This is a genomic window from Synechococcus sp. N5, assembly GCF_900473925.1.
Lineage (GTDB): Bacteria > Cyanobacteriota > Cyanobacteriia > PCC-6307 > Cyanobiaceae > Parasynechococcus.
Window position 1 is genome coordinate 410,693 of the sequence record NZ_UCNI01000001.1, and the last position, 26,357, is coordinate 437,049.

Here is a 26,357-nt window from a genome sequence, read left to right on the forward strand (position 1 = left end):
TGTGCCTGCCCTTTCGATGCAGCCCAAGCCGCTGGCGCCACCGCCAGGACAGCATCCCCTCGTGCAGGCCTTAGCGGCGTCGATCCGGAGTGCCTGGGCGGGATTGCCCGGATTGGAAATCCTCCCCTGCGATGAGGATTTGCGCTTCATCCAGGGGCAACTCGATGGCGAGGGCCTATCGATCGGCAACGAGCTTTTTCGCTGCATCGGCCTTCGCAAACTTCATTTGGAGGTTGCGCGACTCGGCAACGGCCTGCAGATCCTCCACAGCGTCTGGTTCCCCGATCCCCACTACGACTTGCCGATCTTCGGGGCCGACATCGTGGCCGGCCCTGCAGGCATCTCCGCCGCGATCGTCGATCTGTCCCCCACCTCCGATGACTTGCCGGAGCAGCTGATCCAGCGGCTTGAGGCCAGGCCATGGCCGGCGTTCCGTCAGGTTCGGGAGCTGCCGGCCTGGGGATCAGCCATCTTCTCGAACAAGGTGTGCTTCATCCGCCCCGATGGTGCTGACGAGGAAGCAGCCTTTCAGGAACTGGTGAGCCATTACCTGCAGGTGATGGCTACCAGTGTGAACGAGGCGACTCCCGAACCGTCCACGGCTCTCACTACAGTCCGCCGGTACGAGGGTCAGTTGAACTATTGCCTTCAGCAGAAACGCAACGACAAGACCCGCCGCGTGCTCGAGAAGGCCTTCGATTCAGCCTGGGCCGATCGCTACATCGACATGCTTCTGTTCGACAACCCTCCGGAACTCTGATGACCCCCAAGCGCTGGTCTGTTCTGGCTGGAAGTTTGGTCATTGCGGTCATCGGCGGCTGGTTGCTGCGGCCGACGCCCGAACCCAAGCCGGTTGAACCGATGCCTGCACCCACGGTTCGTCCCGAAGCGGTCGCGGCCCTGGGGCAGCTGGAGCCCGCTGGGGACATCCGCAATCTGGCGGCTCCCAATGCGGGGATGGCGGGGACACCCCGGGTGGCAGCCCTCAATGTGAATGAGGGTGATCTGATCAAGACCGGCCAGGTGTTGGCGTCCTTCGATCACCGGGATGGACTGCTCGCTGATCTGGACCGCGTCGATGCGCAGCTGCGCAGCCTCGATCAGGAGATACAGCTTCAAGCCCTTGAGGTAGAGCGCTTCAGCAGAGCCGCCGATTGGGGTGCGGCCGAATTGACTCTGGTGGATAACAAGCGTGAGGAGCTGGTGCGTCTTCAGGGACAGCGGGATCAGGCCCTGGCGGAGCGCAAAGGGCTTCAGGCCGACCTCGTGCTCAGTCAGCTGATCTCGCCCCTTGATGGTGTTGTGCTCAAGCTGCATGCCCGTGCAGGCGAGCGCCCTGGTGCAGAGGGGGTGATGGATGTGGGGGCCAATCAGGCGATGCAGGCCAGCATCGAGGTCTACGAATCCGACATCTCCCTGATCCGCCTCGACCAGTCCGTGCGCCTCATCAGCGAGAACGGTGGTTTCCGAGGTGAACTCGTCGGGCGTGTCCTGCGCATCAGCCCGCAGGTGGAACAACGGTCTGTTCTCTCCACCGATCCCACCGGCGATGCCGACGCCCGCGTTGTGATGGTTGATGTGGTGCTGAACCCTGAAGATGCCGCCAAGGTCAGTCGTCTGGCGGGTTTGAAGGTGATCGCCCGCTTCGATCCATGAACCGGTTCTGGCGGGGGCGTCGGATTCCCCTCTCCTGGCTGTTGCTGACGCGCCAGCCCGTTCGCTTGCTGGTGGCGCTTGCTGGCATCAGTTTCGCAGGAATTCTGATGTTCATGCAGCTTGGATTCCGTGATGGCCTCTTTGACGCCAGCGTCACAGCGCACCGGCTCTTCGATGCTGATGTTGTTCTGATCAGTCCCCGCTCTGCCAGCTCCGTGAGCATGGAGGCCTTTCCAAGGCGGCGGCTAGTTCAGACCCTGGCTGATCCAGACGTCGATGGGGTGACCCCGGTGCATTGGGGGCTGATGCTGTGGCGGAACCCGGAAACGCGGCGCAACCGGTCGATCCTGGCCTTGGGTTTCAATCCCGACGACCCCTTTTTTGTCGATCCCTCCCTGGCTGAGAAAACTGACGCTCTCAAGCAGAAGGGTCGGATCCTCTTCGATCAGCTGTCACGTCCTGAATTCGGACCCATTGCCGATTGGTATCGCGATGGCCGTGTGGTGGAAACCGAGATCGCTGGCAACCGCGTCCGGGTGGCGGGTCTGGTGAGCCTGGGCACCAGCTTCGGTGCCGACGGCAACCTGCTCACGAGCACGGAGACATTCCTCGATCTGATGCCTCAGAAGCCGCCTGGGGCGATCGAAGTGGGTCTGGTGCGGTTGAAGCCCGGCGCGGATCCTGAGCAGGTGGTGTCCCGATTGAGACAGCGACTGCCCAAGGATGTTTCGGTGCTGACCAAGCAGGGCTTCATCGATTTCGAGCAGAACTATTGGAAGAGCAGCACCTCCATTGGTTTCATCTTCACGCTCGGCGCCGCCATGGGCTTCGTGGTGGGCTGCGTGATCGTTTATCAGGTGCTGTACACCGATGTGAGTGATCACCTGCCGGAGTACGCCACTTTGATGGCCATGGGCTATCGCCTCAGCCATCTGTTGGGAGTGGTGGTTCGTGAGGGCTTCTATCTGGCGGCGATGGGGTACGTCCCCGCCTACATGGCCGGTCAGGGGCTGTACTGGTTCGTTCGTGACGCCACCAAGCTGCCCGTCGGCATGGATCTGTCCCGGGCGTTGACCGTTCTGGTGATGATCCTGGTGATGTGCATGTTGTCGTCGTTCCTGGCCATGCGTCGTCTCATCGATGCAGACCCTGCGGAGATCTTCTGATGGCAGCTGTTGTTGTCGACAACCTCTCCCACGCTTTCGGCCAAGGGGAGATGCGCCGCGCGGTTCTTCAGAACATCAGCTTCAGCATCGAGCCGGGCGAAGTGGTGTTGCTGACCGGTCCTTCGGGCTGTGGCAAGACGACACTGCTCACCTTGATCGGCGCCTTGCGGACGGTTCAGCAGGGTGAGGTGTCGGTGCTTGGTGAGTCCCTGCATGGTGCAGGCCGCCGGCGCCGCCAGCAGGTGCGCCGGCGCATTGGAATGATTTTTCAGGGGCACAACCTTCTGCGCTGCCTCACTGCTGAACAGAACGTGCAGATGGGAGCCGATCTTCTGCCTGATCTCAGTTACAGGGCGCGCCGGGATGAGGCTCGTCAGTGGCTCCGTGCCGTTGGCCTGGAGGACCACATGGCCAAAGTCCCCCATGACTTGTCCGGTGGACAGAAGCAGCGGGTCGCCATTGCCCGTGCCCTTGCCGCAAACCCCCGCCTTCTCCTGGCTGACGAACCCACCGCTGCCCTGGATAGCCGTACGGGCCGGGAGGTGGTGGAGCTGCTTCGCCGACTCGCCCGTGAACAATCCTGCGCGGTGCTGATGGTGACCCATGACCCGCGCATCGTTGATGTGGCCGATCGCCTGCTTCAGATGGAGGACGGGCGATTAAAGAATGCTGTTTAGTACGATGAAAGTTGACATCAGAGCCCGCAGTTCCGCATGGCCAAGCGCAGAAACCTGAAGAAAGAAAAGCAGGAGCGGAACCGCGCCTACGCCCGCAAGTTCAAGAAGCGCAAGATGCGGAACGATGGCCGTGGTGAAGGCGCTGGTAACGGTGTGACCGGAACCGCCAACAACGGTGGTGCCGCCGACTGATCAACGGATCAGACCATGCATCAAAAAGGGGGCCTGCGGGCCCCTTTTTTGTTGTTCGTAGGGTGGGTGGCCATTTGCATCGGCCGTCGCGATGTTCGTCAGCGTCGTTATTCCGACCTACAACCGACGCCCGATCCTCGAGAAATGCCTCTCGGCACTGGAAGATCAGCAGCTTTCTGGGGCTCTTCAGGACTACGAGGTTGTTGTGGTTGACGACGGTTCCACCGATGGAACGCCGTCATGGCTGAGCGAGCAGTCCCAGCGTTTTCCCCATGTGCGCCTGATCGAGCAGGAGCACGGTGGTCCTGCCGAGGGCCGAAACCGCGGTGTGGATCACGCCCGTGGAGATGTGATCGTCTTCATCGACAGCGATCTGGTGGTCACAGAAACCTTTCTGGCCACCCATGCACGGGCTTTGCAGCAGTGCTGGCAACGGCGCGGTGATCGGCTCTGCTTCACCTACGGCGCTGTCATCAACACCGCCAACTTCGAAGCACCCTGCTCGGAGCGCCACAAATTACGAGACTTGTCCTGGGCTTATTTCGCCACTGGAAATGTGGCCATCGATCGGGAGGTGCTGGAGCGCTCAGGCCTGTTTGACACTGGTTTCCGCCTCTACGGCTGGGAGGACCTGGAACTGGGAGAGCGTCTGCGGCGGATGGGGGTTGAGTTGGTGAAGTGCCCGGACGCTGTCGGCTATCACTGGCACCCCGCCCTGAGTCTCGACCAGATCCCCCGACTGGTGGAAGTGGAGGGTGAACGGGCCCGTATGGGACTTGTTTTTTACCGCAAACATCCCACCAGGCGGGTGCGGTTGATCATCCAGTTCACCTGGTTCCATCGCATCCTTTGGGAAGTGCTCACCCTCGGTGGGCTGATCAATCCCTCAAGCCTTCGCCCGCTGCTCCGTTGGCTGATCCGGCATGGCTATCCCGGAACGGCGATGGAGTTGCTTCGATTGCCTCTCAATCGCATCGGTGTGCGTGCCCTGTTCCGTGAAGCCAGAGCGGCAGGGCTTCGCTGATCAACGTTTTGATACCTTCTATAGGTCCTTTCACTCCGCACACCTGCCCGTTTCGGGTGCACCGTGAGACCAGCCCCTGCTGGTTGTTCAGGTCCCTGGCAGGTGGAGGCGAACCCGAAACCCTCAAACCATGGCTGTCGTCACCCTCGCCGAGATGATGGAGGCTGGTGCCCACTTTGGGCACCAGACCCGTCGCTGGAACCCCAAGATGTCGCGCTACATCTATTGCGCGCGCAACGGCGTTCACATCATCGACCTCGTGCAGACCGCCGTCTGCATGAACAATGCCTACAAGTGGACCCGTTCTGCGGCACGCAGCGGCAAGCGTTTCCTCTTCGTTGGTACCAAGAAGCAAGCCTCTGAAGTTGTGGCGCTGGAAGCCGCCCGCTGCGGAGCCTCCTACGTGAACCAGCGCTGGTTGGGCGGCATGCTCACCAACTGGACCACCATGAAGGCCCGGATCGACCGTCTCAAGGATCTGGAGCGGATGGAGTCCAGCGGCGCCATCGCCATGCGCCCCAAGAAGGAAGGTGCGGTGCTACGTCGCGAACTCGAGCGTCTTCAGAAGTATCTGGGTGGCCTCAAGAACATGCGTCGCCTTCCCGATGTTGTGGTCCTGGTGGACCAGCGTCGTGAGTCGAATGCGGTGCTCGAAGCCCGCAAGCTCGACATCCCCCTGGTTTCCATGTTGGACACCAACTGTGATCCGGACCTCTGTGAGGTGCCGATTCCCTGCAACGACGATGCTGTTCGTTCTGTGCAACTGATCCTTGGCCGTCTGGCCGATGCGATCAATGAGGGCCGCCACGGTTCCAACGATCAGCGTGGTGGCGACAGCGAAGGCTGATCTCCTCTCACCGCTAAGTTCACGCCGCTGATTCCAATCAGGGAATCGGCGGCGATTCAATTTCCCTTCTCACTGCTCCGACCGATGGCTGCTGCCGTATCCGCCAAGCTTGTCAAAGAACTGCGCGACAAGACCGGCGCGGGGATGATGGATTGCAAAAAGGCCCTGGCCGCCACGGAAGGCGATGCCAACAAGGCCGTTGAGTGGCTTCGCCAGAAAGGCATCGCCAGCGCTGAAAAGAAATCCGGCCGCACCGCCGCCGAGGGTGCCATCGGCAGCTACATCCACACCGGTGCCCGCGTGGGTGTGCTGGTTGAGGTGAACTGCGAAACCGACTTCGTGGCCCGGGGCGACATGTTCCAGTCGCTGTTGCGTGATGTCTCCATGCAGGTGGCGGCATGCCCCAACGTTGAGTACGTCACCACCGACGAGATTCCCGACGAGATCCGTGAGCGGGAAAAGGCGATCGAGATGGGTCGTGACGATCTCGAGGGCAAGCCTGAGCAGATGAAGGAAAAGATCGTTGAGGGCCGCATCGGCAAGCGCCTCAAGGAACTCGCCCTCATGGAGCAGCCCTTCATCAAGGACAGCTCCATCACCGTTGCTGACCTCGTCAAGCAAACCGCTGGCAAGATCGGCGAGAATGTGAAAGTTCGTCGCTTCACCCGTTACACCCTGGGCGAGGGCATCGAGGTGGAAGAGAACGATTTCGCTGCTGAAGTGGCGTCCATGCAGAACGCCGGCTGATTCCCTTGTCCGACCCGGACGTCAGGCCTGCTTACGACCCGTCAGAACAGCTGGCACGCCTTCAACGGTTGTGCCGGCTGCGGGCCATCGCCCTGTACAGGGAGCAGGCTCTCTATCTTCAGGTGCTGCGGGAACTGCTTGAAGGAGCCACCCGTCAGGCCCTGTTCAATCTTCTCGGTGAGGTTGATCCCTCCCGTTTTGGTCGGCTGCCGGAGTCGACCCGTCAGAATTTCCATGCAGCGGTCACAGACCTGATCGACCGCTGCTGCGTTCTGCTCACTGTTGAGCAGCTGATGCAGCTAGTGCGGCAGATGCAGCAGGAGCAACGGCGCCAGCAGGCCCATGCCAGCAGAACCATGCTGCAGAAGCTCAGTCGCCAGTCCCAGGAGAGTGCGCCTGAAACCGAGCCACCCACCTCTGAGCTCCCACGGGAAGAACCGAGCGGATCCATTCAGTTGAGCTTGGCTTCACCGCTTGAATCCCCCCCGAGGACCGCTTCCCCGGATCCCGTTAAAGAACCGGTCCCTGAACCCGCAGACAACAAATCTTCTGGTGATTTGGATGTGCTCCGCTCACTGTTCGAGCTGGCCGGTGATGCGATGCAGCAGGCCCAACAGCCCCTTGATCCCGGTGCTGTTCTTGATCCTTCGGTGGACGGTAACGACCACTTTCTCCCGAATGAACCGGATGCGCTGTTGCACTGGAGCCAGGCCATGGATCAGGCGCTTGAGCGACGCCTTCGCAACCTGTCCCATGCGGTGAATGTGCAGATGCTGCGGTCAGGACTGGCCCAGACCCTTCTTCCCATCAGCCTTCTGGATGCTGTCCTGAAGGGGCAGGTCGAAACGCAGCCAACCGCCACGAACGTGCTTCGCCTGCGCCTCCCTCTGGCCGTCGGTGAGCTCGACCAGGGCATGGATGTGCTCTGTGTGCTCTTACGCAGCAACGATCTGGAGTTCGACAGCCCACGTCTGCGTCAGTGCCGCAAACGATTGCGCGCTCACCACCATGCTCTGCTCACAATGGTGCGGCAGCAGCGTCATTGGCAGCGTCGCTCCCTGGATCGTGAGGCCCGGACCCATTGGCAGACCCCATCGGATTCAACGCAGCAGCTGAGCGGGGACTGACCAGCGAGCAGCTGTCGCTGCTCCTCACCTGGATGCTTCCCATTCAGCGCTCGCTGGGGTTGGAGGCCGACCGTGGTTTTCAGAATCTGCAGGGTCGCCAGCAGCGCTTTCACGCCTTTCTGCAGCAGCAACTCGCAGCGCCTCCGGCCGTTCCCTTCCCCCAGGGGATCAGTGAACGCATGTCCAAGCTCAGCTCTGGCTTTGCCGACTATCCGGAGCTCGCTGATCCGGCCCGCCGTCGCTTGGTCACCGATGCCCGTCAGTGGCTGCATGAGCTGCGCCATCGCCTGGAACCCTCGGCTCCGATGGCACCGCCACGCCTCAAGGTTCAGGCGTCGCCCCAGCAGCGTGCCAGCTCACCACTGCAGCTCGACAGTCCCATCACCCAGATCCGTGGTGTGGGTCCGAAATTCGCGGCACGGCTGGCTTCGATCGGCCTGCTTCTGGTCCGCGACCTGCTCCGCTATTACCCCCGTGATCATGTCGATTACTCCGCGATGCGCCGCATTGAGGCGCTGGTGTCGGGGGAAACAGCCACGATCGTCGCCACGATTCGCCGTTGCAACGGATTCGTCAGCCCACGGAACACCAACCTCTCCATCATTGAGCTCCAGCTGCAGGACCCGACCGGTCGCCTGAAGGTGAGCCGTTTCCTGGCGGGCAAACGCTTCAGTTCTCCGGCTTACCTCAAAGGCCAGCAGCGTCTCTACCCCGTTGGTGCCACCGTGGCCGTCAGTGGTCTGGTGAAAGACGGCCCCTACGGCATCACCTTTCAGGATCCGTTGATCGAGGTGCTGGACAGCCCCTCGTCTCCGGTCAAATCCCCCAGCATCGGCCGGCTTCTCCCGGTTTATCCCCTCACCGAAGGAGTTGGCGCGGATCGGTTCCGCAGCCTGATCGATCAGGTTCTGCCCCTCGCGGCATCGTGGCCTGATCCTCTCCCCGCCGCGATGCTGCGGCAATTCCAGCTGCCGGCACTGTCGGAGGCCCTGCAGGCCCTGCATGCGCCCAAGGACCGCGAGAGCCTCGATCGGGGACGGCGCCGGCTGGTGTTCGATGAGTTTCTGCTCCTGCAGCTCGGTCTGTTGCGCCGACGCCAGGCGCTGCGCTCCCGGACGGGTCCTGACCTGGATCTGCAATCCAGTGCCAATGGGCTTGTGGGGGAGTTCATGGATCTTTTGCCCTTCCGCTTCACCGCAGCCCAACAACGGGTGTTTCAGGAGATCGAAGCTGATCTGGAGCGCAGCGAACCCATGGCCCGTCTGGTGCAGGGTGACGTGGGCTCGGGCAAAACGGTGGTTGCCATTGCAGCGTTGCTCAGCACCATTGCCTCGGGCTGGCAGGGGGCCCTGATGGCCCCAACGGAGGTGTTGGCCGAGCAGCATTACCGCAACCTCTGTCATTGGCTGCCGCAGCTCCATGTGAGCGTCGCCTTACTGACGGGATCCACGCCGCGGCCCCGCCGTCGGGAGCTGCTGGATGACCTGGCCAACGGGTCGCTGAAGGTGCTGGTGGGCACCCATGCCTTGCTCGAAGATCCTGTCGTTTTCAACCGCCTGGGGCTGGTGGTGGTGGATGAACAGCACCGTTTCGGAGTGCATCAACGGGATCGCCTGCTCAATAAGGGCTTGCAGCCCCATCTGCTCACCATGACGGCAACACCGATCCCTCGGACCCTGGCGCTCTCGATGCATGGGGATCTCGATGTCAGCCAGATCGATGAATTGCCGCCAGGGCGAACACCGATTCGCACCCGCATGCTCACGGCCGCAAAGCGGGAGAAGGCCTATGAGTTGATCCGTGAGGAGGTGCAGCTGGGCCAGCGGGCCTATGTCGTTCTGCCTCTGGTGGACGAGTCTGAAAAGCTCGAGCTTCGCTCAGCCGTTGAAGTTCACGCTGAATTGGCCTCGGAGGTGTTCCCAGATCTGGCCGTTGGTTTGCTGCATGGGCGTCTCTCCAGTGCTGAAAAGCAGGCAGTGCTGACCGATTTCGCTGCTGGCACGACTCAGGTGCTGGTCTCGACCACGGTGGTGGAAGTGGGCGTGGACGTGCCCGAAGCCAGCGTGATGGTGATCGACCATGCCGAACGTTTCGGCCTGGCGCAGCTGCATCAGTTGCGGGGGCGCGTTGGCCGTGGCGCCGCTGCCTCCCATTGCCTGTTGATCAATGGCAGCTCCAATCCCCTGGCCCGCCAGCGTCTGGATGTGCTGGTGCGCTCCACCGATGGCTTCGAGATCGCCGAGATGGATCTGCGCTTGCGGGGCCCTGGCCAGGTGCTGGGAACTCGACAATCGGGCCTGCCTGATCTGGCCCTGGCCAGCCTTGCCGATGATGGTGCTGTGCTGGAGGACGCACGAACAGCCGCCCAGGAGCTGTTGAACAACGATCCTGAGCTCAAGCAGCACCCGTTGCTGCGCGAGACCCTGGAGGCCCAGCAGCGTCGCCTCAGCGGTGGCACTCCCTTGAACTGATCCATCCCGTTGCCGCGATTCGATGCGCCCCTGGAGTTCAATCCCGATCGAAGATTGCGGCGAGCCTTTGCAAGCGCTGCCTCCCGCTTTGTTGCGGATGGAACCTCACCCGTACATGGCGCTGGGGGCGCCCTATGGGACGTCGGGGAATCCCTTTCAATTGCGCCTGGGGGTCGTTCAGCGCCTGCTTGATGCTCAGCAGCAGCTGCTCGAGCACGATCCCTGCCTGCGCCTGAGCATTTTTGATGCCTGGCGGCCGATCGCCGTGCAAGCCTTCATGGTGGACCACAGCATTTCGGAACTCTGCCGTGAACGCGGCGTGGAATCGCGCTCAGGGCACGCCTTCGATCAGGTGGTGTCCGATGTGGGGCGCTTCTGGGCTGCTCCCAGTCGGTATCCTGCAACCCCGCCTCCCCACAGCACCGGTGCGGCTGTTGATCTCACCCTCAGCAGCAGCGATGGAACGCCGCTGGCCATGGGGGGAGAGATTGATGCCATTGGTGCGGTGTCTGAACCGCAGCACTACGCCGGTCGGGAGGATTCCGAAGCTCGGCTCTGGCATCAACGCCGGCAGTTGCTGGCTGAAGTGATGGGAGCAGCCGGCTTTGCCCAGCATCCGAACGAGTGGTGGCACTACTCGTTCGGTGATCAGCTCTGGGCCTGGCGAAAAGGTGCAGCTGTGGCGGTCTACGCCGAGGCCGTCAACAGCGCGCTCACTTCCTGATCACCCAGCTTCTCGATGTGGTCCCCGAAGCTGCGACGTCCACCGGCGGCTTTCCAGCTAAGGAGGAGCGGTTCAAGGGTTGTCTCCAGATCATCCAAGGGCAGTTTTTCCAGGTAAGGGCGCGCCAGACGCTGGAGATTTGGGGTGCCGCCGAGCCACAGCTGGTACTGGTTAACACCGTTGCCCACCAAGCCCAGCTCCGCCATGTAGGGGCGGGCACAGCCGTTGGGGCAGCCGGTCATCCTCACCAGCAGGGACTTTTCAATCTCGAGCCGTCGCAGCTGGGCATCGAGGCGATCCAGAACATCCGGAAGGATGCGCTCAGATTCGGTGATGGCGAGCCCGCAGGTGGGTAGAGCTGGGCAGGCGATGGCATGCCTGGCTAGAGGTGCTGGAGCTTCAGGCACCTCAAACCCGAGGGCTTCCAGCTGGGTTCGAATGCTGGCTCGCTGGGAGGTGCCGATGTTGCACAGCAGCAGGTCCTGGTTGGCGGTGAGGCGAATCTCCAGCTGGTAGGTCTCTACCAGCTCCCTTAGCCCTTCCTTGAGATCTCCGTTCAGGCGGCCACAGAGCAGGGGAAGTCCCACGAACCACATCCCTGCCTTCTGGCGATGCCAGCCGAGATAGTCCAAAAGTTTGGCCTTGGGCTCATTACGCAGCCCCTTGAGGCTTCCCTTGAAGTAGGTCGCGCACAGGGTGTCGCGGAACCACTGGATTCCCTTGTCGTGCAGCAGATACTTCATGCGAGCGTGCTTGCGCACCTCCCGATCACCGTGATCCCGTTGCAGCGCCAGGATCGCCTGAACCACATCCAGAACGTCGGCAGCATCGACGTAACCCAAAGGATCCGCCGTGCGGGCGAAGGTCTCCTCCTTGTTGTGGGTGCGGCCCATGCCACCGCCCACGTAGACGTTGCAGCCCCGCAGATCGCCGGAGGGGTCGGTGAAGGCCACCAAGCCGATGTCCTGGGTGAGCAGGTCAACGGAGTTGTCCCCCGGCACGGTGACGGCCACCTTGAATTTCCGGGGTAGGTAGGTGTCTCCGTAGAGAGGTTCCTCAGTGCTGCCGGAAAAAACGCCGCCCTCGCTCTGGCGCTTTCTGGCCTTCTGAACGGCTCGGCTGGGCTTGAAGCGATAACTCAGGTCACCATCCACCCAGAGGTCCAGATAGGCCCCCTCGGCCGCTTCGGGGCTGAGCAGATCGGCAATTTCATCGGCCAGGCGCCGTGCCACGGGATAGCCGCCTTTCTCAAAAGGAGCTGGTGGTGCCATCACATTGCGGTTGATGTCCCCGCAGGCCGCCAGGGTCGAGCCCATGTTGCGAACGATGGTGCCGATCACCTCTTTCAGGTCGGCTTTCGCGATGCCGTGCATCTGGAAGGCCTGACGGGTGGTGGCCCGCAGAGTTCCGTCCCCAAGGCGGTTGGAGAGGTCATCGAGTGCGAGGAACAGTCGGGCAGGGATGCGTCCGCCCGGGCTGCGCAGCCGCAGCATCATCTGCCAGCTGCGAACTTTGTCCGTCTTGCGCAGTTCTCGGTGGTGCTGTTGGTAGCTGCCGTGAAACTTCAGCAGTTGAACGGCATCTTCCGTGAAGCGAACATCGTCGTTGCTGAGCTCGCTCAACAACGGGTCGCGTAGATGGTCGCTGTCCAGCTTGCGCTGCTCCGCCTTGGACAGCGATTGAGTTCCTGTTTCCGCCACTGCCAAGGAGCCTTCCCCCACCCCGAAAAGGATTTCTTGATTTGAACGTAGCGAAACGGCTTCCAATACAGTCGCTTCCGGCTCTGACCTTGGCGTGACGGCAACCTTTCTTCTGGAAATCGGCACCGAGGAGCTTCCTGCCGATTTCGTCAGGCAAGCGCTTGACCAGCTGCAGCAACGGGTGAGCCGTGATCTGCGTGAGGTAAGGCTTGGCCATGGAGCGGTGTCGGTGTTCGGCACCCCCCGGCGTCTGGTGGTCTCCGTTGCTGATCTGGAGGACCGCCAACCAGATCTTGAGGAAGACCGCAAGGGCCCTCCCGTGGCTCAGGCCTTAAAGGACGGCATTCCAGGGCCAGCGGCGATCGGTTTCGCCAAGCGCTGCGGGGTTGATCCCTCAGCTCTTGAGCAGCGTGACACTCCCAAGGGGCCTTGTGTTTTCGCAACCGTGCTCACCCCCGGTCAAGCCTGCGTTGAACTGCTCCAGGGGCTGATCCCCCAATGGATTGATGCTTTGCAGGGTCGGCGGTTCATGCGCTGGGGCACCGGAGCCCAGCGCTTCAGCCGCCCCATTCGCTGGCTGCTGGCGCTGAAGGGTTCAGAGGTGATCCCGGTGGTGCTGGGCGGCGCTGACCCTGAGGTCCGCAGCGACCGTTTCAGCCGTGCCCACCGTCTTCATGGTGACGAGCCACTCTCCATCGCATCAGCGGAGCAGTTTGGAGAGACCCTTGCCGCCGCTGGCGTTGTTGTCGATCGTGCGGAGCGGGCCAAACGAATTCGCACCAGCCTGGACCAGTCGGCACAGGCCGCCAACGGAACTCCCGACTGTCCGGAGTCTCTGTTTGAGGAACTCGTGGACCTGGTTGAAGACCCCAGGATTCTCGAGGGAACCATTGCTGAGCGGTTCCTCCAGCTTCCTCCGGAGGTGATCAGCACGGTGATGCAGGCCCACCAGCGTTATGTGCCGCTGCAGGTGCCTGGTCTGGAGGCTGATCCGCTCCGACTCACCGCTGAGGCTGTGCTTCGGCCCCAGTTCCTTTTGGTGGGCAATGGCCTGGCCCCGGCGTCGTCCTTGATTGTTCGCGGCAATGAACGCGTGCTCGGAGCTCGCCTGGCGGATGCCGAATTTTTCCTCGATGTTGACCGGCGTCAGTCCAGCGAATCCCGGCGTGAAGCCCTCGACCGTGTCACCTTCGCCGAGGGCCTGGGAAGTCTTCTGGACCGCTCCGATCGAATCGAGCGGCTTACGGGCCTGCTGTTGAAGCAACTCGGTCTTGATCAGAGCGTGGTGGATGCGGCCCAGCGTGCTGCTCATTTCTGCAAGAACGATCTGGTCAGCCAGATGGTGGGTGAGTTCCCTGAACTTCAGGGCCTGATGGGGGGCAAATACCTCCTGGAGGAGGGAGAACCCCGCGATGTTGCTCTTGCTGTGGTGGAGCACTATCTGCCCCGGGGAGCCGGTGATGCTCTGCCCGCAACCCCCGCGGGAGCCGTTGTGGCCTTGGCGGAACGGCTCGAGCTGCTGCTCAGCATCTTTGCCAAGGGAGAGCGACCAACCGGATCCTCCGACCCCTATGCCCTGCGGCGGGCCGGCAATGGTGTTGTGCAGATTCTCTGGGGCATGGCCTGGCGCCTAGACCTCATGGCCTTCCTCAGCAACGCCGTGGAGGAGTGGGCTGCTCTGTTCCCGGCCTTTGCGGTGGATTCCAGCCAACTGCACAACGACCTTTGTCAGCTGATGCGGCAGCGGATCGTGTCTCAACTGGAAGACGACGGCTTTGCGCCTGATCTGGTGCAGGCTGTGGCGGGTGATGCTGTCTCCAGTCAGCGGCTGCTCAGTGATCCCCTTGATGTCAAGCAGCGGATTCAACTGTTGCGTGACCTTCGGGACAGCGGTCAGCTGGATGCCGTCCAGGCGGTGGTGCAGCGGGCAGCGAAGCTTGCCGAAAAAGGTGATCTGGCACGCGATCAGCTTGTGGCCGGCGAAGTGGTTGAGGCCGAACGGTTCGAGTCCGCCAGTGAGAAGGATCTGTTCGCAGCTCTCGAGCAGCTGCAGCCGTTGGCTCAGCAGCGGTCGTATCAGGCCCTTGCCGATGCCCTCGTCGCGGCAACCCCGGCGCTCCAGGCCTTCTTTGATGGTGACACCAGCGTGATGGTGATGGTCGACGATGCCGCGCTGAGGCTCAATCGCCTCAACCTGTTGGCGGTCCTGCGCAATCAGGCTTCGGTCTTTGCCGAATTTGAATCGATACAATCCAAATGAAGGCAGCCATGGCCTCTGCGGCTAAGCAGGGGCCAGCCGCTTGAGCCGCAATGTCTGATCAATAGACGACCACCACCCAGCCGCCTGTGGTGATCCGCCAAGGAGGAAATGGTCAGGGCAGCGTGATTGCGGCGCTGATCTTGGCTGCTGCCGCCGTTTACGCCATCAACGTCTGGTCGACGACCAAGAAAGAAACATCCCCCGCCAAGAGCATTGAGCAGGGGATTGAGCGGATCAAGGATGCCGCTGGCAAGGCGATCGAGTCGCTCAACTGACCAGCAGCATTGTCATTGGTGTTGGAGTGATGTTGAGGGCCGGCCTCCCTCAGGAGACGCCGGCCTTTTCCTTCGACTCGGAACCTTTGGAGTTCCCCTCCTTGGATTCGCCAGCCTGAGACTTGATCTGCTGGGCCGCTTCCTCCGCCAGGAAATCACCGTCGGAACGGCCAACGGCCGAAGGAACAGGGTTGTAGACGGATGGAGCCAGAGCCTCGCCCCGGATCAGGCTGCCCAGGGTGCGGAGGGTGAGCTTGATCTGCTGCCAGGGGTTCATCATCACCACCCGTTTGTACAGGTAGCTGTCAAACGTCAGCTTCTGCACGTCCTTGTCGTCGCACATCTCGACGAAGGCTTCCCGGGCAGCGTCGTTGCGATAGAAGATTCGCTGCAGGATGTCGAGCACCGCATAAGTGGCACCGTATTTGCGGTCCCAGCGCTTGAGGTAGGTCGACTTGATCTGCTTTTCGGTGGGGATGGAGGCGCCGTTGTTGGAGATTTCCACAATCGCTTCGGCACACATCCGGCCGCTCTTGGCAGCGAAATAAATGCCTTCCCCGGAGCTCTTGGTGACGTAGCCCGCTGCATCGCCCACCAAGGCCATGCGGCCCACAACTCGGCGCGGACGAGGGTGCTCAGGAATCGGGTGGGCTTCCACCTTGATCACTTCGCCCTGGAACAGGCGCTTGTTGGCCCGCTCACGAATGCCCCTTTGCAGACCTTTGATCAAGCTCTGGTTCTGCTGCATGGTTCCCGTTCCCACGGCCACATGGTCGTATTTGGGGAACACCCAGGCATAGAAGTCGGGAGAGACGTCTGTTCCGACGTACATCTCAGCCAAATCTTCGTAGTAAGTCATCTCCTCAGCAGGAAGCTTGATTCGTTCCTGGAAGGCGATGGCCACGTTGTAATCCCCGGCGTCCATGGCTTTCGCCACCCGGGAATTGGCGCCATCGGCACCAATGATCAGATCCACAGCCAGAGTCTTCTGCTCACCGGTGGGGCCACCACCGCTGTAGTCGGCGTAATGAATGGTGTAAGGGCCCTGACGGTCTGCACCGGTGTCGATCTTCTGCACCAGGCCATTGATCAGGGTTGTGCCCAGATCGGCGGCGCGGTTGCGCAGGAAGGCATCGAACACCTCACGACGGCACATGCCGATGTAGGCGTTTTGGTCGTAACCGAGCGGATCGAGCTTGATGTCCACCTCCCGGTTGGAAGGGGAGATCATCTTCATGTTGCGGACCTTGCGGTCGATGATTTCGTCGGGCAGGTCGAACTCTTCGACCATGCAGAGCGGAATGGCCCCACCACAGGGTTTGGCGTTGTCGAGTTTGCGCTCGAACAGCCAAGTTTCAATTCCCGCCTTGGCCAGAATTTCGGCAGCACAGGAGCCACTTGGGCCACCACCGATCACCGCAACTCGCAACATCTCAGCCCGTCTCCGCTGGATTGTTTTGTGAAGCTATCACTGTCACAACAACCATTGTGGGTTGAGCTGGCTGCTGCCTTTACGATCGAAACAACACGCATCAGCGCCTTGGTTCGGGCCTCCTCTGCGCGACGCATCGAGCGGGAGGACATTCCGGTCGCTCGACGAACACGGCAGCCGCGTCAACGCAAGGGAAATGGCGCAGCTGGCTTGCTGTTTGGGCTCGTTCTCGTCTGTGCCGGAAGCCTGGCTGTGGTGATGCTGGTTCCCACGCTGCTGTCGCGGCGCCAGCCCACGCAGAGCCTTGAGATTTCAGGCTTTCGCGAACGTCCTGACGCCGATGGCCGACTCCTGGGCCACTTCCCCTATGGAGAGGCTGACGCTGATCAACTCATCGTTTTTGAACCGGGGATCGAGCTCAATGTGAAAGCCGCCGCGGCCCTCGACACGATGATGCGTTCCGCCTTGGCTGACGGGATCGATCTGCGTCTGCTCAGTGGATTCCGCTCCCTGGCCCTCCAGGAATCGATCTTCTTTGATGTGGCCTCCGAACGGAACCAGACCGCCGAAGAGCGAGCCCAGGTGTCAGCTCCACCGGGGTACTCCGAGCACAGCACGGGTTACGCCGTCGATCTAGGCGATGGCCGTTTCCCTGAGACCAACCTCTCCCAGAGCTTTCAAGACACCGCCGCCTTTCGCTGGTTGCAGGACCATGCGGCGAGATATCACTTCGTGTTGTCCTTCCCTGAGGGCAACAAACAGGGTGTGATGTACGAACCCTGGCATTGGCGTTACGAGGGCAATGCGGATGCACTGCGTTTGTTCGAGCCGGCCAGTCGGTTCTCCAGGCGGGACCCTTGACCGTTCCCGAACTGCTGTCACCTGCCGGCGACTGGGCTGCGATGAAGGCGGCCGCTGCCTCCGGTGCCGATGCGGTGTATTTCGGCGTTGATGCCTTCAACGCCCGCCAGCGGGCTGAGAATTTCCGACTGCAAGACCTTCCTGAGGTGATGCATTGGCTGCATCAGCGGGGGGTGAAGGGATTCCTCACCTTCAACGTGTTGGTGTTCAGCGATGAATTGGAGGCAGCGGCTCAGTTGCTGATCGCTGCAGATCAAGCCGGCGTGGATGCGGTGATCGTTCAGGACGTGGGGCTGTGTCGCCTGGCCCAGCGGCTGGTGCCGAACCTCTCTTTGCACGGCTCAACCCAGATGTCGATCACCAGTGCCGCGGGGATTGCCCAGGCTGCGGCGCTCGGTTGCCAGCGGGTGGTGCTGGCCCGTGAGCTGGCCCTGCGTGATCTCGAGCGACTGCAGACACAACTGGTTCAGCGGAACCTTGCGATGCCGTTGGAGGTGTTTGTGCATGGCGCCCTTTGCGTCGCCTATTCCGGTCAATGTCTGACCAGTGAATCTCTCGGGCAGCGCAGTGCCAATCGAGGAGAGTGTGCCCAGGCCTGTCGCTTGCCCTACGAAATGGTGGTGGATGGGCAACCCCACCCCCTTGAAGACCAGCGCTACCTCCTTTCGCCCCAGGATCTGGCGGCCTGGGAGCTGCTTCCGGAGTTGCAGCGCATCGGCGTGGCCAGCCTCAAGATCGAAGGGCGTCTGAAGGATGCTGCCTACGTGGCTGCCGTCACCGACGCTTATCGCCAGCGCCTGGATCAAACCCCCGCTTCGGCGCCGCAGGTGCAACGCCAGCTTGAGCTGGCCTTTTCCCGAGGCCTTTCCACCGGTTGGCTTGAAGGGGTGAACCATCGCCGTCTGGTGCATGGCCGCTGGAGCAAGAAGCGGGGCCCGCTACTGGGGCAGTTGCTGCGGGTGGAGCGGGGTGGTTGGTTGCATCTGCGCAGCCGGGAACAGCTGCATCCCGGGCAGGGCCTTGTGCTGGAACAACTGTCGTCCGACCCGCTGCATCCGCCTCGGGAGATCGGTGGCCGGATCATGGTGTGTGAGCGGATGGGCGACGAACGCTGGAAGCTGCGCCTGGGGCCCGATCGTGTGGATGGCTCTGGCTTGAGAGCTGGCGCCTCGGTCTGGCTCACCAGTGATCCCGATTGGCAGTCCCGTTGGCAGCGTGCCGCCCGTCGCACGGTGGAGGCTCGGTCCAGGGATCTGGCGCTGCGGGTGTCCGGTCGGCTGGATGCCCCGCTGGAGTTGCAGGTGCTGGAGCCCCAGGAATTTGAGCTGAAGCTCTGCAGCACCATGCCGCTCCAGAGTGCTTCGCAGCGCCCCCTTGACCGGGAACGGCTTGAGCAGCAACTGGGACGCCTGGGGGGAACCGGTTGGTCGCTTCAGCATCTGGAGATCGAACTGGAGGGCGAGCTTTTTCTGCCCGTGGCGGAACTGAACCGCATGCGCAGGGCTCTGCTGGAGCAGTTGGAGGCCACAGGGGACTGCAGCACCGATTCAGGCCCTGTCCCTGCAGCCACCAAAACGGCAGACCCAACGGAGCTGCTGGCTCAGATGTGCCCACCAGCTGTCGCTCCCCTCAGCGAGACCAAGCCAGGCTTGGTGGTGCTGGTGCGCAGCCTGGAGCAGCTGCAGGCCTTGGTAGATCTCTCCGGCACGGACCTGCCGATTCGCTCGGTGGTGGCGGATCTCGAGCAGCCTCGGGAGCTGCGGGAAGCGGTGGCGATCGGTCGAGGCTGCTGGCCTGAGGGTGTATGGCTGGCCGGTGCACGGATCACACGGCCTGATGAACGCTGGTCGCTTGAGCCACTGATTCGGGCCCGTCCTGACGGTTTCCTGGTGCGAAATGCCGATCAGCTGGAGGTGCTGACGGCGCTGGCCCCCTGTATTGGTGACTTTTCCCTCAACACCGCCAACCCCCTGAGTTTCCACTGGTACCGCGACCATTGGGCGCTGCAGCGACTCACGGCCAGTTACGACCTCAACCTTCAGCAACTGCTGGATCTCGCCGCCGCCGTTGATCCGGCGCTGCTGGAGGTCACCCTGCACCAGCACATGCCGTTGTTCCACATGGAGCATTGCCTGTTCTGTGCATTCCTCTCGGACGGCAAGGACCACACCGATTGCGGTCGTCCCTGTGAGAAGCACCACGTCACCCTGCGGGATCGCAGTGGCGTTGAACACCCACTGCGGGCTGATCTGGGTTGTCGGAACACCCTTTTCAATGGTATGGCGCAATCGGGCGTTGAAGCGCTTCCGTCGCTGCTGCGGGCCGGCGTGCGCAGGATCCGGCTCGAACTTCTCGATGAGGATGCCGCTGCGACGCAACGGCGCGTCAGCCTTTACGTCGAGGCTCTGGCGGGTCGGATGGCCACCCAGGAGGTCTGGTCCCAGGAGCAGATCCACCACCAGCTGGGCGTCACCCGCGGCAGCCTGCGCAGCAAGGGTCCGGAGCGCACCAGTCGATTCTCACGTTGAGATAACCTTTCGCACTGCGCCTTTGGCGTTCTTCACAAATACTTACGGTCAGCCCGCATGAGCGCCAACAACAAGGCGATCCGCAACATCGCGATCATCGCCCACGTTGACCACGGCAAGACGACTCTGGTCGATTCGCTGTTGGCGCAGTCAGGAATTTTCCGCGACAACGAGGCCGTCCCCACCTGTGTGATGGACTCCAACGACCTGGAGCGTGAGCGGGGCATCACGATCCTGTCGAAAAACACGGCTGTCACCTACGACGACACCCGGATCAACATCGTTGACACCCCTGGTCACGCCGATTTCGGTGGAGAAGTGGAGCGGGTGCTGGGCATGGTTGACGGTTGCCTGCTGATCGTGGATGCCAACGAGGGGCCGATGCCCCAGACCCGTTTTGTGCTGAAGAAGGCCCTCGAGCAGGGCCTGCGTCCGATCGTGTTCGTCAACAAGATCGACCGGGCCCGGGTGGATCCCGAGACCGCCGTCGACAAGGTGCTCGACCTTTTCATCGAACTCGGCGCTGACGATGATCAGTGCGATTTCCCCTACCTGTTCGGCAGCGGTCTCGGAGGTTTCGCCAAGCCCGACATGAAGACCGACAGCGACAACATGCGTCCGCTGTTCGATGCCATCCTGCGCCACGTTCCGCCCCCGGTTGGTGATTCGGAGAAGCCCCTCCAGCTGCAAATCACCACCCTTGACTATTCCGACTTCCTCGGCCGGATCATCATTGGCCGCGTTCACAACGGAAAAATCAAGCAGGGTCAGAACGCTGCGCTGATCAAGGACGACGGCAGCATCAAGAAGGGCCGCATCAGCAAGCTGCTGGGCTTCGAGGGGCTGCAGCGCGTCGAGATCGAAGAGGCGTCTGCCGGTGATCTGGTGGCCGTGGCTGGCTTTGACGACGTCAACATCGGCGAAACCATCGCCTGCCCCGATGAGCCCACCGCTCTGCCGCTGATCAAGGTGGATGAGCCCACCCTGCAGATGACCTTCGTCGTCAACGATTCACCCTTTGCGGGCAAGGAAGGCAAGTTCGTCACCAGCCGTCAGGTGCGTGACCGCCTGCAGCGTGAGTTGCTCACCAACGTTGCCCTGCGTGTGGAAGACACCGATTCACCGGACCGGTTTGCGGTGAGTGGTCGCGGTGAGCTGCACCTCGGCATCCTGATCGAGACCATGCGCCGTGAGGGCTATGAGTTCCAGGTGTCCCAGCCGCAGGTGATTTACCGCACCATCGATGGCACCCCCTGCGAGCCGGTGGAAACCCTGGTGATGGATGTGCCTGAACCAGCGGTGGGCAGCTGCATCGAAAAACTGGGCACCCGCAAGGGCGAGATGCAGAACATGGAAACCAGCGCTGATGGCCGCACCCAGCTGGAGTTCATCGTTCCCTCCCGCGGTCTGATCGGTTTCCGCGGTGAATTCATCCGGGCCACCCGCGGCGAAGGAATCATGAGCCATTCCTTCTATGAATACCGGCCGATGATGGGTGAATTCGACACCCGCCGGAACGGTGTGCTGATCGCCTTCGAAGAAGGAACAGCAACGTTCTATGCCCTCAAGAACGCCGAGGATCGCGGCCAGTTTTTCATCAGCCCGGGCACCAAGGTCTACAAGGGAATGATCATCGGGGAATACAACCGGCCTCAGGACCTCGAGATCAACGTCTGCAAGACCAAGCAGCTCACCAACATGCGTTCCGCGGGCGCTGAGGAACTGGACACGCTGCAAGCACCGGTGCAGATGACGCTGGAGCGCGCTCTGGAATACATCGGTCCCGATGAGATGCTCGAAGTCACGCCCGAGTCGATCCGTCTGCGCAAACTTCCCGGCAAGAAGCCGGCCAAGTCCAAGCGCTGATGCCTCAGGCGGACCCTCGCTTTCAGCAGGGTGTGGAGCTCTTCAATGCAGGTGAGTGGTACGCCGCTCATGATCTGTTTGAGGAGCTCTGGCATGAAACAGCTGATCCGGAAAGGCGCAGCCTTCAGGGGATCCTGCAGGTGGCGGTGGCGCAGTTGCACCTGCAACGGGGAAACCGGCGCGGTGCCACGATTCTTTTTGGTGAAGCTCTGGGTCGTCTCAAACGTCCTGGAACCCCGGATCTTGGCTTGGATCTTGCGTCTCTGTGCCGTGCTGCGCAACAGAGGCTTGAGGCGCTTCAGCAGGATGGGGATCCCGAGTCATGCACTGTCCCCGTTCTTGAGTCCATGCGCTGAAGCGCCGGTAATCTCGACGAACTTGGGCAGGTGGTGTGGCAGTGAAAGCAATGCTCCGTTCTCGGGGGCTTCTTTTAGCTCTGCCCCTTCTGGCCGCCCTTTGGACCCTGTTGTCGGCCCAGGCTCAGCAAACAGCTGACGCTGGCGTCATCACGATTGAGTCCGACCTGCAATCGGCCGACAACGGAACGGGTGTGATCACCGCCAGTGGCAACGTTCGCTTGGTGCATGCCGGTCGTGGTTTGGTGGCCACCAGCCGACAAGCCCAGTACTTCACAGAGGAAGACCGGATTGTGCTGAGTGGTGATGTTGATGTGATCCAGGCTGATGGCAACCAGCTCCGCGCTGATCGGTTTACTTATCTCCTGGATGAAGGTCGCGCGATTGCCAGCCCTGTTCCTGGCCAGCAGGTGTTCAGTCAGTGGTCGCTCACTCCCAGCCAACCCGTGCTCGACGTTCAGGCCGAGACCAACCCGGTGACTCCATGACCTTGGAACTGTCGAATGTCTCCATCACCCTTGGGGGCCGCCAGTTGGTGAAGGGCTTGGATCTGAAGCTTGCCCCCGGCGAGGTGGTCGGCCTGCTTGGTCCCAATGGAGCTGGAAAAACCACCACCTTCAATCTGGTGATCGGTCTGCTCTCCCCTGATCAGGGGGAGGTGACCGTGAACGGTGAGCGGGTCACCCATCTGCCCATGCCGGAGCGAGCCCGGCTTGGTGTGGGTTACCTGCCCCAGGAAGCGAGTGTGTTTCGCAAGCTCACGGTGCGTGAAAATCTGGATATCGCCCTTGAACAGACCGGTCTCAGTTCCGAGCAGCGTCGGGATCGGCGCCAGCAGCTGATTGAAGACTTTCACCTCAGCGCGTTCATCAATCGTCTTGGTTTCCAACTCTCCGGGGGAGAACGTCGCCGTTGCGAAGTGGCTAGGGCACTGGCATCGGGTGACAACGGACCGACGTATCTGCTTTTGGATGAACCGTTTGCCGGCGTCGACCCCCTTGCGGTGGCGGATCTGCAGCTGCTGATCGAGGGGTTGCGCTCCCGGGGCATGGGGATTCTGATCACCGATCACAACGTGCGCGAAACCCTGGCCACCACCGATCGGGCATACATCCTCAACGATGGTGCGGTGCTGGCCGCAGGACGTTCCGAGGAGGTGGCAGCTGATCCGCAGGTGCGTCGTTATTACCTCGGGGAGGGATTCCAACTGTGATTCTGGATCGTCTCAAACGCGCCACCTGGATGCGGCTGGATCTTCTGGATCGTTGGTTGCTCAAGGAGCTTCTTGGTCCACTTCTGTTCTTCATTGCCCTGTTCACCCTGCTGCTGCTAACAGGCGGCGTGATGTTTGAACTGGTGCGGCAGATGGTTGATAAGAACCTGCCGATCACAGTTGCGGCTCAGGTGCTGTTGTTCAGCATTCCGCGTTGGTTGGCTTTCTCTGTGCCGATTGGAACGCTGATGGCCTCGCTGTTCGTGTTCACCCGCCTTTCGGCGAACAACGAACTCACCGCCCTGAGAAGCCTCGGCATCACCACGAAGCGGATGATCAGTGCCGCTCTCGCCCTCTCGATGGCGATGACCCTGTTCACCTTCGTTCTCAACGACGTGGTGGTGCCCCGCAGCCAACGCTTTGCAGAGGTGAGCTTGAAGCGCGCCTTGGGGCGTTCTCTCGCCAGTGAGACGGGACGCGACGTCATTTATCCCCGCTTCGGCAGACGCATTGGTTCAGATGGTGAGAAGGGTGACAAGGGCCTGCTTCAACTGTTTTATTCCCGCAAATTCCAGAACGGCCAAATGCTGGATGTGACGGTTCTGGATTTCACCAGACCCGGTCTTACCCAGATGTTGCGTGCTGATCGGGCCATCTGGAATGAGGCCCAAGCCAGCTGGGTTTTCCTGGATGGCCAGATTCTGACCTTGGCCGCCAACGGCAGCTCAACCAAGGCCGATTTCGATCGTTACGTTTATCCCCTGGGATCTGGGCCGCTGCGTTTGGCGGGGATTGAGAACGATGCCGTGAACATGACCGTTGCTGAAGCCTTGCAGGCCCAAAGGGTGTACGAAGAGGCCGGCAGCATCAAGGAAGCCCGCAAAATCCGGGTGCGGATTCAAGAGAAGTTCACTGTTCCGATGGCATGTCTGGTTTTTGGCTTGTTTGGAGCAACCCTCGGCGCTCAGCCCAGTTACCGAAGCAGCCGAAGCTTCTCATTTGTGCTCACCCTCGGCATCATCGCTGTCTATTACGTGATTGGTTTCAGCTTCAGTTCCCTCGGGGTGAAGGGAACCCTTCCCCCGGTTCTGGCGGCCTGGCTGCCTGTGATGTTGTTCCTCGGGGCGGGTGGTCTGTTGCTGAAACAGGCCACCCGCTGATTGGCCGAGGCAGAATCCCCGTGTCTTCTGGAAATGGTGTGCTGAACACGCCTTTTGAGCTGGTCACCAGTCTTGGTTTCGCTGGTTTTGTGTTGCTGCTGCTGGCCATGCCCATGGCTTTCTGGGCGGTGTCCAGCCAGTCCCGGGCTGGCTTGGTGCGACTGCTGGTGGCCGTCGCCAACCTTCTGTTCACGGCTCAGCTGATTTTGCGTTGGTGGCAATCCGGCCACTTCCCGATCAGCAACCTCTACGAATCCCTGTGCTTTCTCGCCTGGGCTTGCACCCTCACCCAGCTGCTGGTGGAACGGGCCTGGCCTTCTCCCATCGTGGCGGCTGCGGCCACCCCCATGGGCCTTGGTTGCATTGCCTTCGCCAGCTTTGCCTTGCCCGATCAATTGCAGTCAGCGGCTCCTCTGGTGCCTGCCCTGCGCTCAAGCTGGTTGGTCATGCATGTGAGCGTGATCATGGTGAGTTACGCCGCACTGCTGGTGGGATCCCTGCTCTCCTTGGCGGTGTTGGTCACCGATCGCGGCCAATCCCTGGAACTGCGGAGCAGTTCCATTGGCAGTGGTGGATTTCGTCAGGCGGCCTCGATCGCGAATGGTGGTTCTGTTCAGCTGCAATCGGTTGAGCTGAGCACCAACGAGCAACTCGACAGCCTCAGTTACCGCACGATCACGGTTGGGTTCCTGATGCTCACAGTGGGCATCGTGAGTGGTGCAGTTTGGGCTAATGAAGCCTGGGGCAGCTACTGGAGTTGGGATCCCAAGGAAACCTGGGCCTTGATTTGCTGGCTGGTGTATGCCGCTTATTTGCACACCCGCCTTAGCCGTGGTTGGCAGGGTCGACGCCCAGCTCTTGTTGCCGTTGTTGGTCTTGTGGTGATCGCTGTTTGCTACATCGGCGTCAATCTGTTGGGCATTGGTTTGCACAGCTACGGCTGGTTTTTCTGAAATCCAGTGAATAACGAGGCATGCTCTCCAGTCACAATTTCCACCCTCGGATGAGCGATTGATCCTTTGGCCCAGATCCCTTATTCCAGGGATGTTTCACCCGGGTTCAGTTTGTGAAGATGGCCCACCATCAGTGGAAGAGATTCTTGAGCTGCATGCCTGCAGCTGCGGATGGAAACCATGGTGGAGATGTGGGTCTGGAAGCGGAAGCGGCCGCCACCTGGGGATCGAGGCCTTACGGACTCTCCCCACCACTCAGGGGGGATCGAGGTCCACTTGGACTCTCCCCCCCCACCAATCAACTCTGGGTTGTGATCACAACCCTCTCCTATGCAGTAGGAACGAACAAATCAGCGCCTGCAGGGGGCAGTCCTTACTGAGATGCGCGATGCCGGGTCGTTTGTTGGGAGGTTTCGCTCTCTTCTGCTTCCGAACGCAGATAACGCTTCCGTTGCGCTGATTCCAGGCCAGACAGCAAGACAGCGCGTCTTGACGGTGCGACCCGCTGAGGCCGATCAAGACCCCGAAGCAGTGGATGGATGCCTCGTCTGCTCATGCTGTTCTCTCAGTTATGCGTGAATCTCGCGCCGTGACCTGTGGTCCATCGCGTGACTGAATAATTCCATGATCTTCAGTCTTGTTTTGTGATCCACGTAACTGATTGGCATGATGCCCTTCCAAGTTGTTGTTGGCTTCTCAGGCCATGCATCAAGCCAACGGGCAAAAAGGAAGGCCACCCCTGAAAAAAGGGATGGCCTAAACCTTGTTGGCGTTCTTTGAAGCTGAACGAAGCGTCTGGCTGTATGGCTTGTCAGACCAGTCAGGCAGCTTCTAGATCTTGCTCAGTTGGACCGTCGTCACGCATTGGACGCCTCCGACTTCGACTTCGACTCTCCCAGTCTCTTCCAGAGGAGATGTTTTGATCATCCGTATTTCAACTCAGCGGCAGGTAACAGAGCCTGGGCCTGCCCTATGCGCAAAGTCAACGGAACTATTGAGCAAGATGTTGAAGGACTGCACCGATATTCATGCTCCCTTTGAGATATCCGGCAAAAGCCAATGCGATCACACCAGCATTCAGCGCCAGGAAGGCGGCAACCAATTTGACGTCATCATTCATCC

25 protein-coding genes are annotated in these 26,357 nt (G+C 61.1%); 22 read left to right on the top strand and 3 right to left on the bottom strand.

Going from position 1 to position 26,357, the window contains the following annotated elements; genetic code table 11:
• Nucleotides 1-16 precede the first annotated feature (16 nt).
• The 11 genes from DXY03_RS02410 (at nucleotide 17) to DXY03_RS02460 (ending at nucleotide 10,631) form a co-directional block, all read left to right on the top strand.
• The gene (locus DXY03_RS02410) at nucleotides 17-760 is read left to right on the top strand and encodes a phycocyanobilin:ferredoxin oxidoreductase (protein WP_115009260.1); all 744 of its coding nucleotides are present in this window, start codon (nucleotides 17-19) and stop codon (nucleotides 758-760) included.
• A complete protein-coding gene (locus DXY03_RS02415; RefSeq protein ID WP_115008958.1) occupies nucleotides 760-1,656 on the top strand; it encodes an HlyD family efflux transporter periplasmic adaptor subunit in 897 nt (298 codons plus the stop codon). Before DXY03_RS02410 ends, DXY03_RS02415 begins: the two co-directional genes overlap by 1 nt.
• Entirely contained in the window at nucleotides 1,653-2,822 is a 1,170-nt protein-coding gene (gene devC / locus DXY03_RS02420) for an ABC transporter permease DevC (RefSeq protein WP_114989062.1), read from the top strand. Before DXY03_RS02415 ends, devC begins: the two co-directional genes overlap by 4 nt.
• A complete protein-coding gene (locus tag DXY03_RS02425; protein ID WP_114989063.1) occupies nucleotides 2,822-3,499 on the top strand; it encodes a DevA family ABC transporter ATP-binding protein in 678 nt (225 codons plus the stop codon). Before devC ends, DXY03_RS02425 begins: the two co-directional genes overlap by 1 nt.
• Before the next feature lie 36 nt (nucleotides 3,500-3,535).
• Nucleotides 3,536-3,691 (top strand): hypothetical protein, encoded by a 156-nt coding sequence (locus tag DXY03_RS02430; protein WP_006850288.1) that lies wholly within the window; start codon nucleotides 3,536-3,538, stop codon nucleotides 3,689-3,691.
• A gap of 91 nt (nucleotides 3,692-3,782) precedes the next feature.
• Nucleotides 3,783-4,715, top strand: coding sequence for a glycosyltransferase family 2 protein (locus DXY03_RS02435; RefSeq protein WP_115008959.1), 933 nt, complete (start codon nucleotides 3,783-3,785; stop codon nucleotides 4,713-4,715).
• Nucleotides 4,716-4,845: 130 nt separating this feature from the next.
• Nucleotides 4,846-5,562, top strand: coding sequence for a 30S ribosomal protein S2 (gene rpsB, locus DXY03_RS02440; RefSeq protein WP_006850376.1), 717 nt, complete (start codon nucleotides 4,846-4,848; stop codon nucleotides 5,560-5,562).
• 84 nt (nucleotides 5,563-5,646) lie between these two features.
• Nucleotides 5,647-6,309, top strand: coding sequence for a translation elongation factor Ts (gene tsf / locus DXY03_RS02445; protein ID WP_038555235.1), 663 nt, complete (start codon nucleotides 5,647-5,649; stop codon nucleotides 6,307-6,309).
• A gap of 5 nt (nucleotides 6,310-6,314) precedes the next feature.
• Nucleotides 6,315-7,436: a hypothetical protein gene (locus DXY03_RS02450; RefSeq protein ID WP_115009261.1), complete on the top strand. Its 1,122-nt coding sequence runs from the start codon at nucleotides 6,315-6,317 to the stop codon at nucleotides 7,434-7,436.
• A complete protein-coding gene (recG, locus tag DXY03_RS02455) occupies nucleotides 7,391-9,907 on the top strand; it encodes an ATP-dependent DNA helicase RecG (protein WP_115008960.1) in 2,517 nt (838 codons plus the stop codon). The genes DXY03_RS02450 and recG overlap by 46 nt, the downstream gene beginning before the upstream one ends.
• A 22-nt stretch (nucleotides 9,908-9,929) precedes the next feature.
• Nucleotides 9,930-10,631 carry a M15 family metallopeptidase gene (locus DXY03_RS02460; protein WP_115008961.1) on the top strand — a complete coding sequence of 234 codons (702 nt, stop codon included), beginning with the start codon at nucleotides 9,930-9,932 and terminating at the stop codon, nucleotides 10,629-10,631.
• Here DXY03_RS02460 and DXY03_RS02465 read toward each other — a convergent pair.
• Complete coding sequence (locus DXY03_RS02465) at nucleotides 10,595-12,337, bottom strand: NADPH-dependent assimilatory sulfite reductase hemoprotein subunit (protein ID WP_115009262.1); 1,743 nt, start codon at nucleotides 12,335-12,337, stop codon at nucleotides 10,595-10,597. The two genes, DXY03_RS02460 and DXY03_RS02465, sit on opposite strands and share 37 nt — an antisense overlap.
• Nucleotides 12,338-12,425: 88 nt before the next feature.
• On the opposite strand from DXY03_RS02465, the gene glyS reads away from it, so the two are divergent.
• Both glyS and DXY03_RS12690 read left to right on the top strand, forming a co-directional pair.
• On the top strand, nucleotides 12,426-14,591 hold the full coding sequence (gene glyS / locus DXY03_RS02470; protein ID WP_115008962.1) for a glycine--tRNA ligase subunit beta: 2,166 nt from the start codon (nucleotides 12,426-12,428) through the stop codon (nucleotides 14,589-14,591).
• 140 nt (nucleotides 14,592-14,731) lie between these two features.
• Complete coding sequence (locus DXY03_RS12690) at nucleotides 14,732-14,866, top strand: hypothetical protein (protein ID WP_256377230.1); 135 nt, start codon at nucleotides 14,732-14,734, stop codon at nucleotides 14,864-14,866.
• Between the two features lie 49 nt (nucleotides 14,867-14,915).
• On the opposite strand, the gene chlP is transcribed toward DXY03_RS12690, so the two are convergent.
• Nucleotides 14,916-16,298: a geranylgeranyl reductase gene (gene chlP / locus DXY03_RS02480; RefSeq protein ID WP_115008963.1), complete on the bottom strand. Its 1,383-nt coding sequence runs from the start codon at nucleotides 16,296-16,298 to the stop codon at nucleotides 14,916-14,918.
• A 108-nt stretch (nucleotides 16,299-16,406) separates the two neighbouring features.
• On the opposite strand from chlP, the gene DXY03_RS02485 reads away from it, so the two are divergent.
• The 9 genes from DXY03_RS02485 (at nucleotide 16,407) to DXY03_RS11785 (ending at nucleotide 25,615) form a co-directional block, all read left to right on the top strand.
• Nucleotides 16,407-17,159 carry a M15 family metallopeptidase gene (locus DXY03_RS02485; protein ID WP_115009264.1) on the top strand — a complete coding sequence of 251 codons (753 nt, stop codon included), beginning with the start codon at nucleotides 16,407-16,409 and terminating at the stop codon, nucleotides 17,157-17,159.
• On the top strand, nucleotides 17,156-19,687 hold the full coding sequence (locus DXY03_RS02490) for a U32 family peptidase (protein ID WP_115008964.1): 2,532 nt from the start codon (nucleotides 17,156-17,158) through the stop codon (nucleotides 19,685-19,687). The genes DXY03_RS02485 and DXY03_RS02490 overlap by 4 nt, the downstream gene beginning before the upstream one ends.
• A 57-nt stretch (nucleotides 19,688-19,744) precedes the next feature.
• Complete coding sequence (gene typA, locus DXY03_RS02495; RefSeq protein WP_115008965.1) at nucleotides 19,745-21,553, top strand: translational GTPase TypA; 1,809 nt, start codon at nucleotides 19,745-19,747, stop codon at nucleotides 21,551-21,553.
• Complete coding sequence (locus DXY03_RS02500; protein WP_115008966.1) at nucleotides 21,553-21,909, top strand: DUF309 domain-containing protein; 357 nt, start codon at nucleotides 21,553-21,555, stop codon at nucleotides 21,907-21,909. Before typA ends, DXY03_RS02500 begins: the two co-directional genes overlap by 1 nt.
• A gap of 50 nt (nucleotides 21,910-21,959) precedes the next feature.
• Nucleotides 21,960-22,397: a hypothetical protein gene (locus tag DXY03_RS02505; protein ID WP_115008967.1), complete on the top strand. Its 438-nt coding sequence runs from the start codon at nucleotides 21,960-21,962 to the stop codon at nucleotides 22,395-22,397.
• Nucleotides 22,394-23,122 carry an LPS export ABC transporter ATP-binding protein gene (lptB, locus tag DXY03_RS02510; RefSeq protein ID WP_115008968.1) on the top strand — a complete coding sequence of 243 codons (729 nt, stop codon included), beginning with the start codon at nucleotides 22,394-22,396 and terminating at the stop codon, nucleotides 23,120-23,122. The genes DXY03_RS02505 and lptB overlap by 4 nt, the downstream gene beginning before the upstream one ends.
• Nucleotides 23,123-23,151: 29 nt before the next feature.
• Complete coding sequence (locus tag DXY03_RS02515; RefSeq protein WP_170951967.1) at nucleotides 23,152-24,282, top strand: LptF/LptG family permease; 1,131 nt, start codon at nucleotides 23,152-23,154, stop codon at nucleotides 24,280-24,282.
• Between the two features lie 38 nt (nucleotides 24,283-24,320).
• A complete protein-coding gene (gene ccsB / locus DXY03_RS02520; protein WP_115008969.1) occupies nucleotides 24,321-25,235 on the top strand; it encodes a c-type cytochrome biogenesis protein CcsB in 915 nt (304 codons plus the stop codon).
• Between the two features lie 155 nt (nucleotides 25,236-25,390).
• Nucleotides 25,391-25,615 (top strand): hypothetical protein, encoded by a 225-nt coding sequence (locus DXY03_RS11785; protein WP_136987614.1) that lies wholly within the window; start codon nucleotides 25,391-25,393, stop codon nucleotides 25,613-25,615.
• Between the two features lie 611 nt (nucleotides 25,616-26,226).
• On the opposite strand, the gene DXY03_RS12695 is transcribed toward DXY03_RS11785, so the two are convergent.
• Nucleotides 26,227-26,355: a hypothetical protein gene (locus tag DXY03_RS12695; RefSeq protein WP_255477759.1), complete on the bottom strand. Its 129-nt coding sequence runs from the start codon at nucleotides 26,353-26,355 to the stop codon at nucleotides 26,227-26,229.
• Nucleotides 26,356-26,357 lie beyond the last annotated feature (2 nt).

Bases quoted from the DNA above. Each gene is read 5' to 3' on its own strand.
- DXY03_RS02410 (WP_115009260.1), top strand. From the start codon at position 17: ATGCAGCCCAAGCCGCTGGCGCCACCGCCAGGACAGCATCCCCTCGTG.
- DXY03_RS02415 (WP_115008958.1), top strand. From the start codon at position 760: ATGACCCCCAAGCGCTGGTCTGTTCTGGCTGGAAGTTTGGTCATTGCG.
- devC (WP_114989062.1), top strand. From the start codon at position 1,653: ATGAACCGGTTCTGGCGGGGGCGTCGGATTCCCCTCTCCTGGCTGTTG.
- DXY03_RS02425 (WP_114989063.1), top strand. From the start codon at position 2,822: ATGGCAGCTGTTGTTGTCGACAACCTCTCCCACGCTTTCGGCCAAGGG.
- DXY03_RS02430 (WP_006850288.1), top strand. From the start codon at position 3,536: ATGGCCAAGCGCAGAAACCTGAAGAAAGAAAAGCAGGAGCGGAACCGC.
- DXY03_RS02435 (WP_115008959.1), top strand. From the start codon at position 3,783: ATGTTCGTCAGCGTCGTTATTCCGACCTACAACCGACGCCCGATCCTC.
- rpsB (WP_006850376.1), top strand. From the start codon at position 4,846: ATGGCTGTCGTCACCCTCGCCGAGATGATGGAGGCTGGTGCCCACTTT.
- tsf (WP_038555235.1), top strand. From the start codon at position 5,647: ATGGCTGCTGCCGTATCCGCCAAGCTTGTCAAAGAACTGCGCGACAAG.
- DXY03_RS02460 (WP_115008961.1), top strand. From the start codon at position 9,930: ATGCGCCCCTGGAGTTCAATCCCGATCGAAGATTGCGGCGAGCCTTTG.
- chlP (WP_115008963.1), bottom strand. From the start codon at position 16,298: ATGTTGCGAGTTGCGGTGATCGGTGGTGGCCCAAGTGGCTCCTGTGCT.
- typA (WP_115008965.1), top strand. From the start codon at position 19,745: ATGAGCGCCAACAACAAGGCGATCCGCAACATCGCGATCATCGCCCAC.
- DXY03_RS02500 (WP_115008966.1), top strand. From the start codon at position 21,553: ATGCCTCAGGCGGACCCTCGCTTTCAGCAGGGTGTGGAGCTCTTCAAT.
- DXY03_RS02505 (WP_115008967.1), top strand. From the start codon at position 21,960: ATGCTCCGTTCTCGGGGGCTTCTTTTAGCTCTGCCCCTTCTGGCCGCC.
- lptB (WP_115008968.1), top strand. From the start codon at position 22,394: ATGACCTTGGAACTGTCGAATGTCTCCATCACCCTTGGGGGCCGCCAG.
- DXY03_RS02515 (WP_170951967.1), top strand. From the start codon at position 23,152: ATGCGGCTGGATCTTCTGGATCGTTGGTTGCTCAAGGAGCTTCTTGGT.
- DXY03_RS11785 (WP_136987614.1), top strand. From the start codon at position 25,391: ATGCCTGCAGCTGCGGATGGAAACCATGGTGGAGATGTGGGTCTGGAA.
- DXY03_RS12695 (WP_255477759.1), bottom strand. From the start codon at position 26,355: ATGAATGATGACGTCAAATTGGTTGCCGCCTTCCTGGCGCTGAATGCT.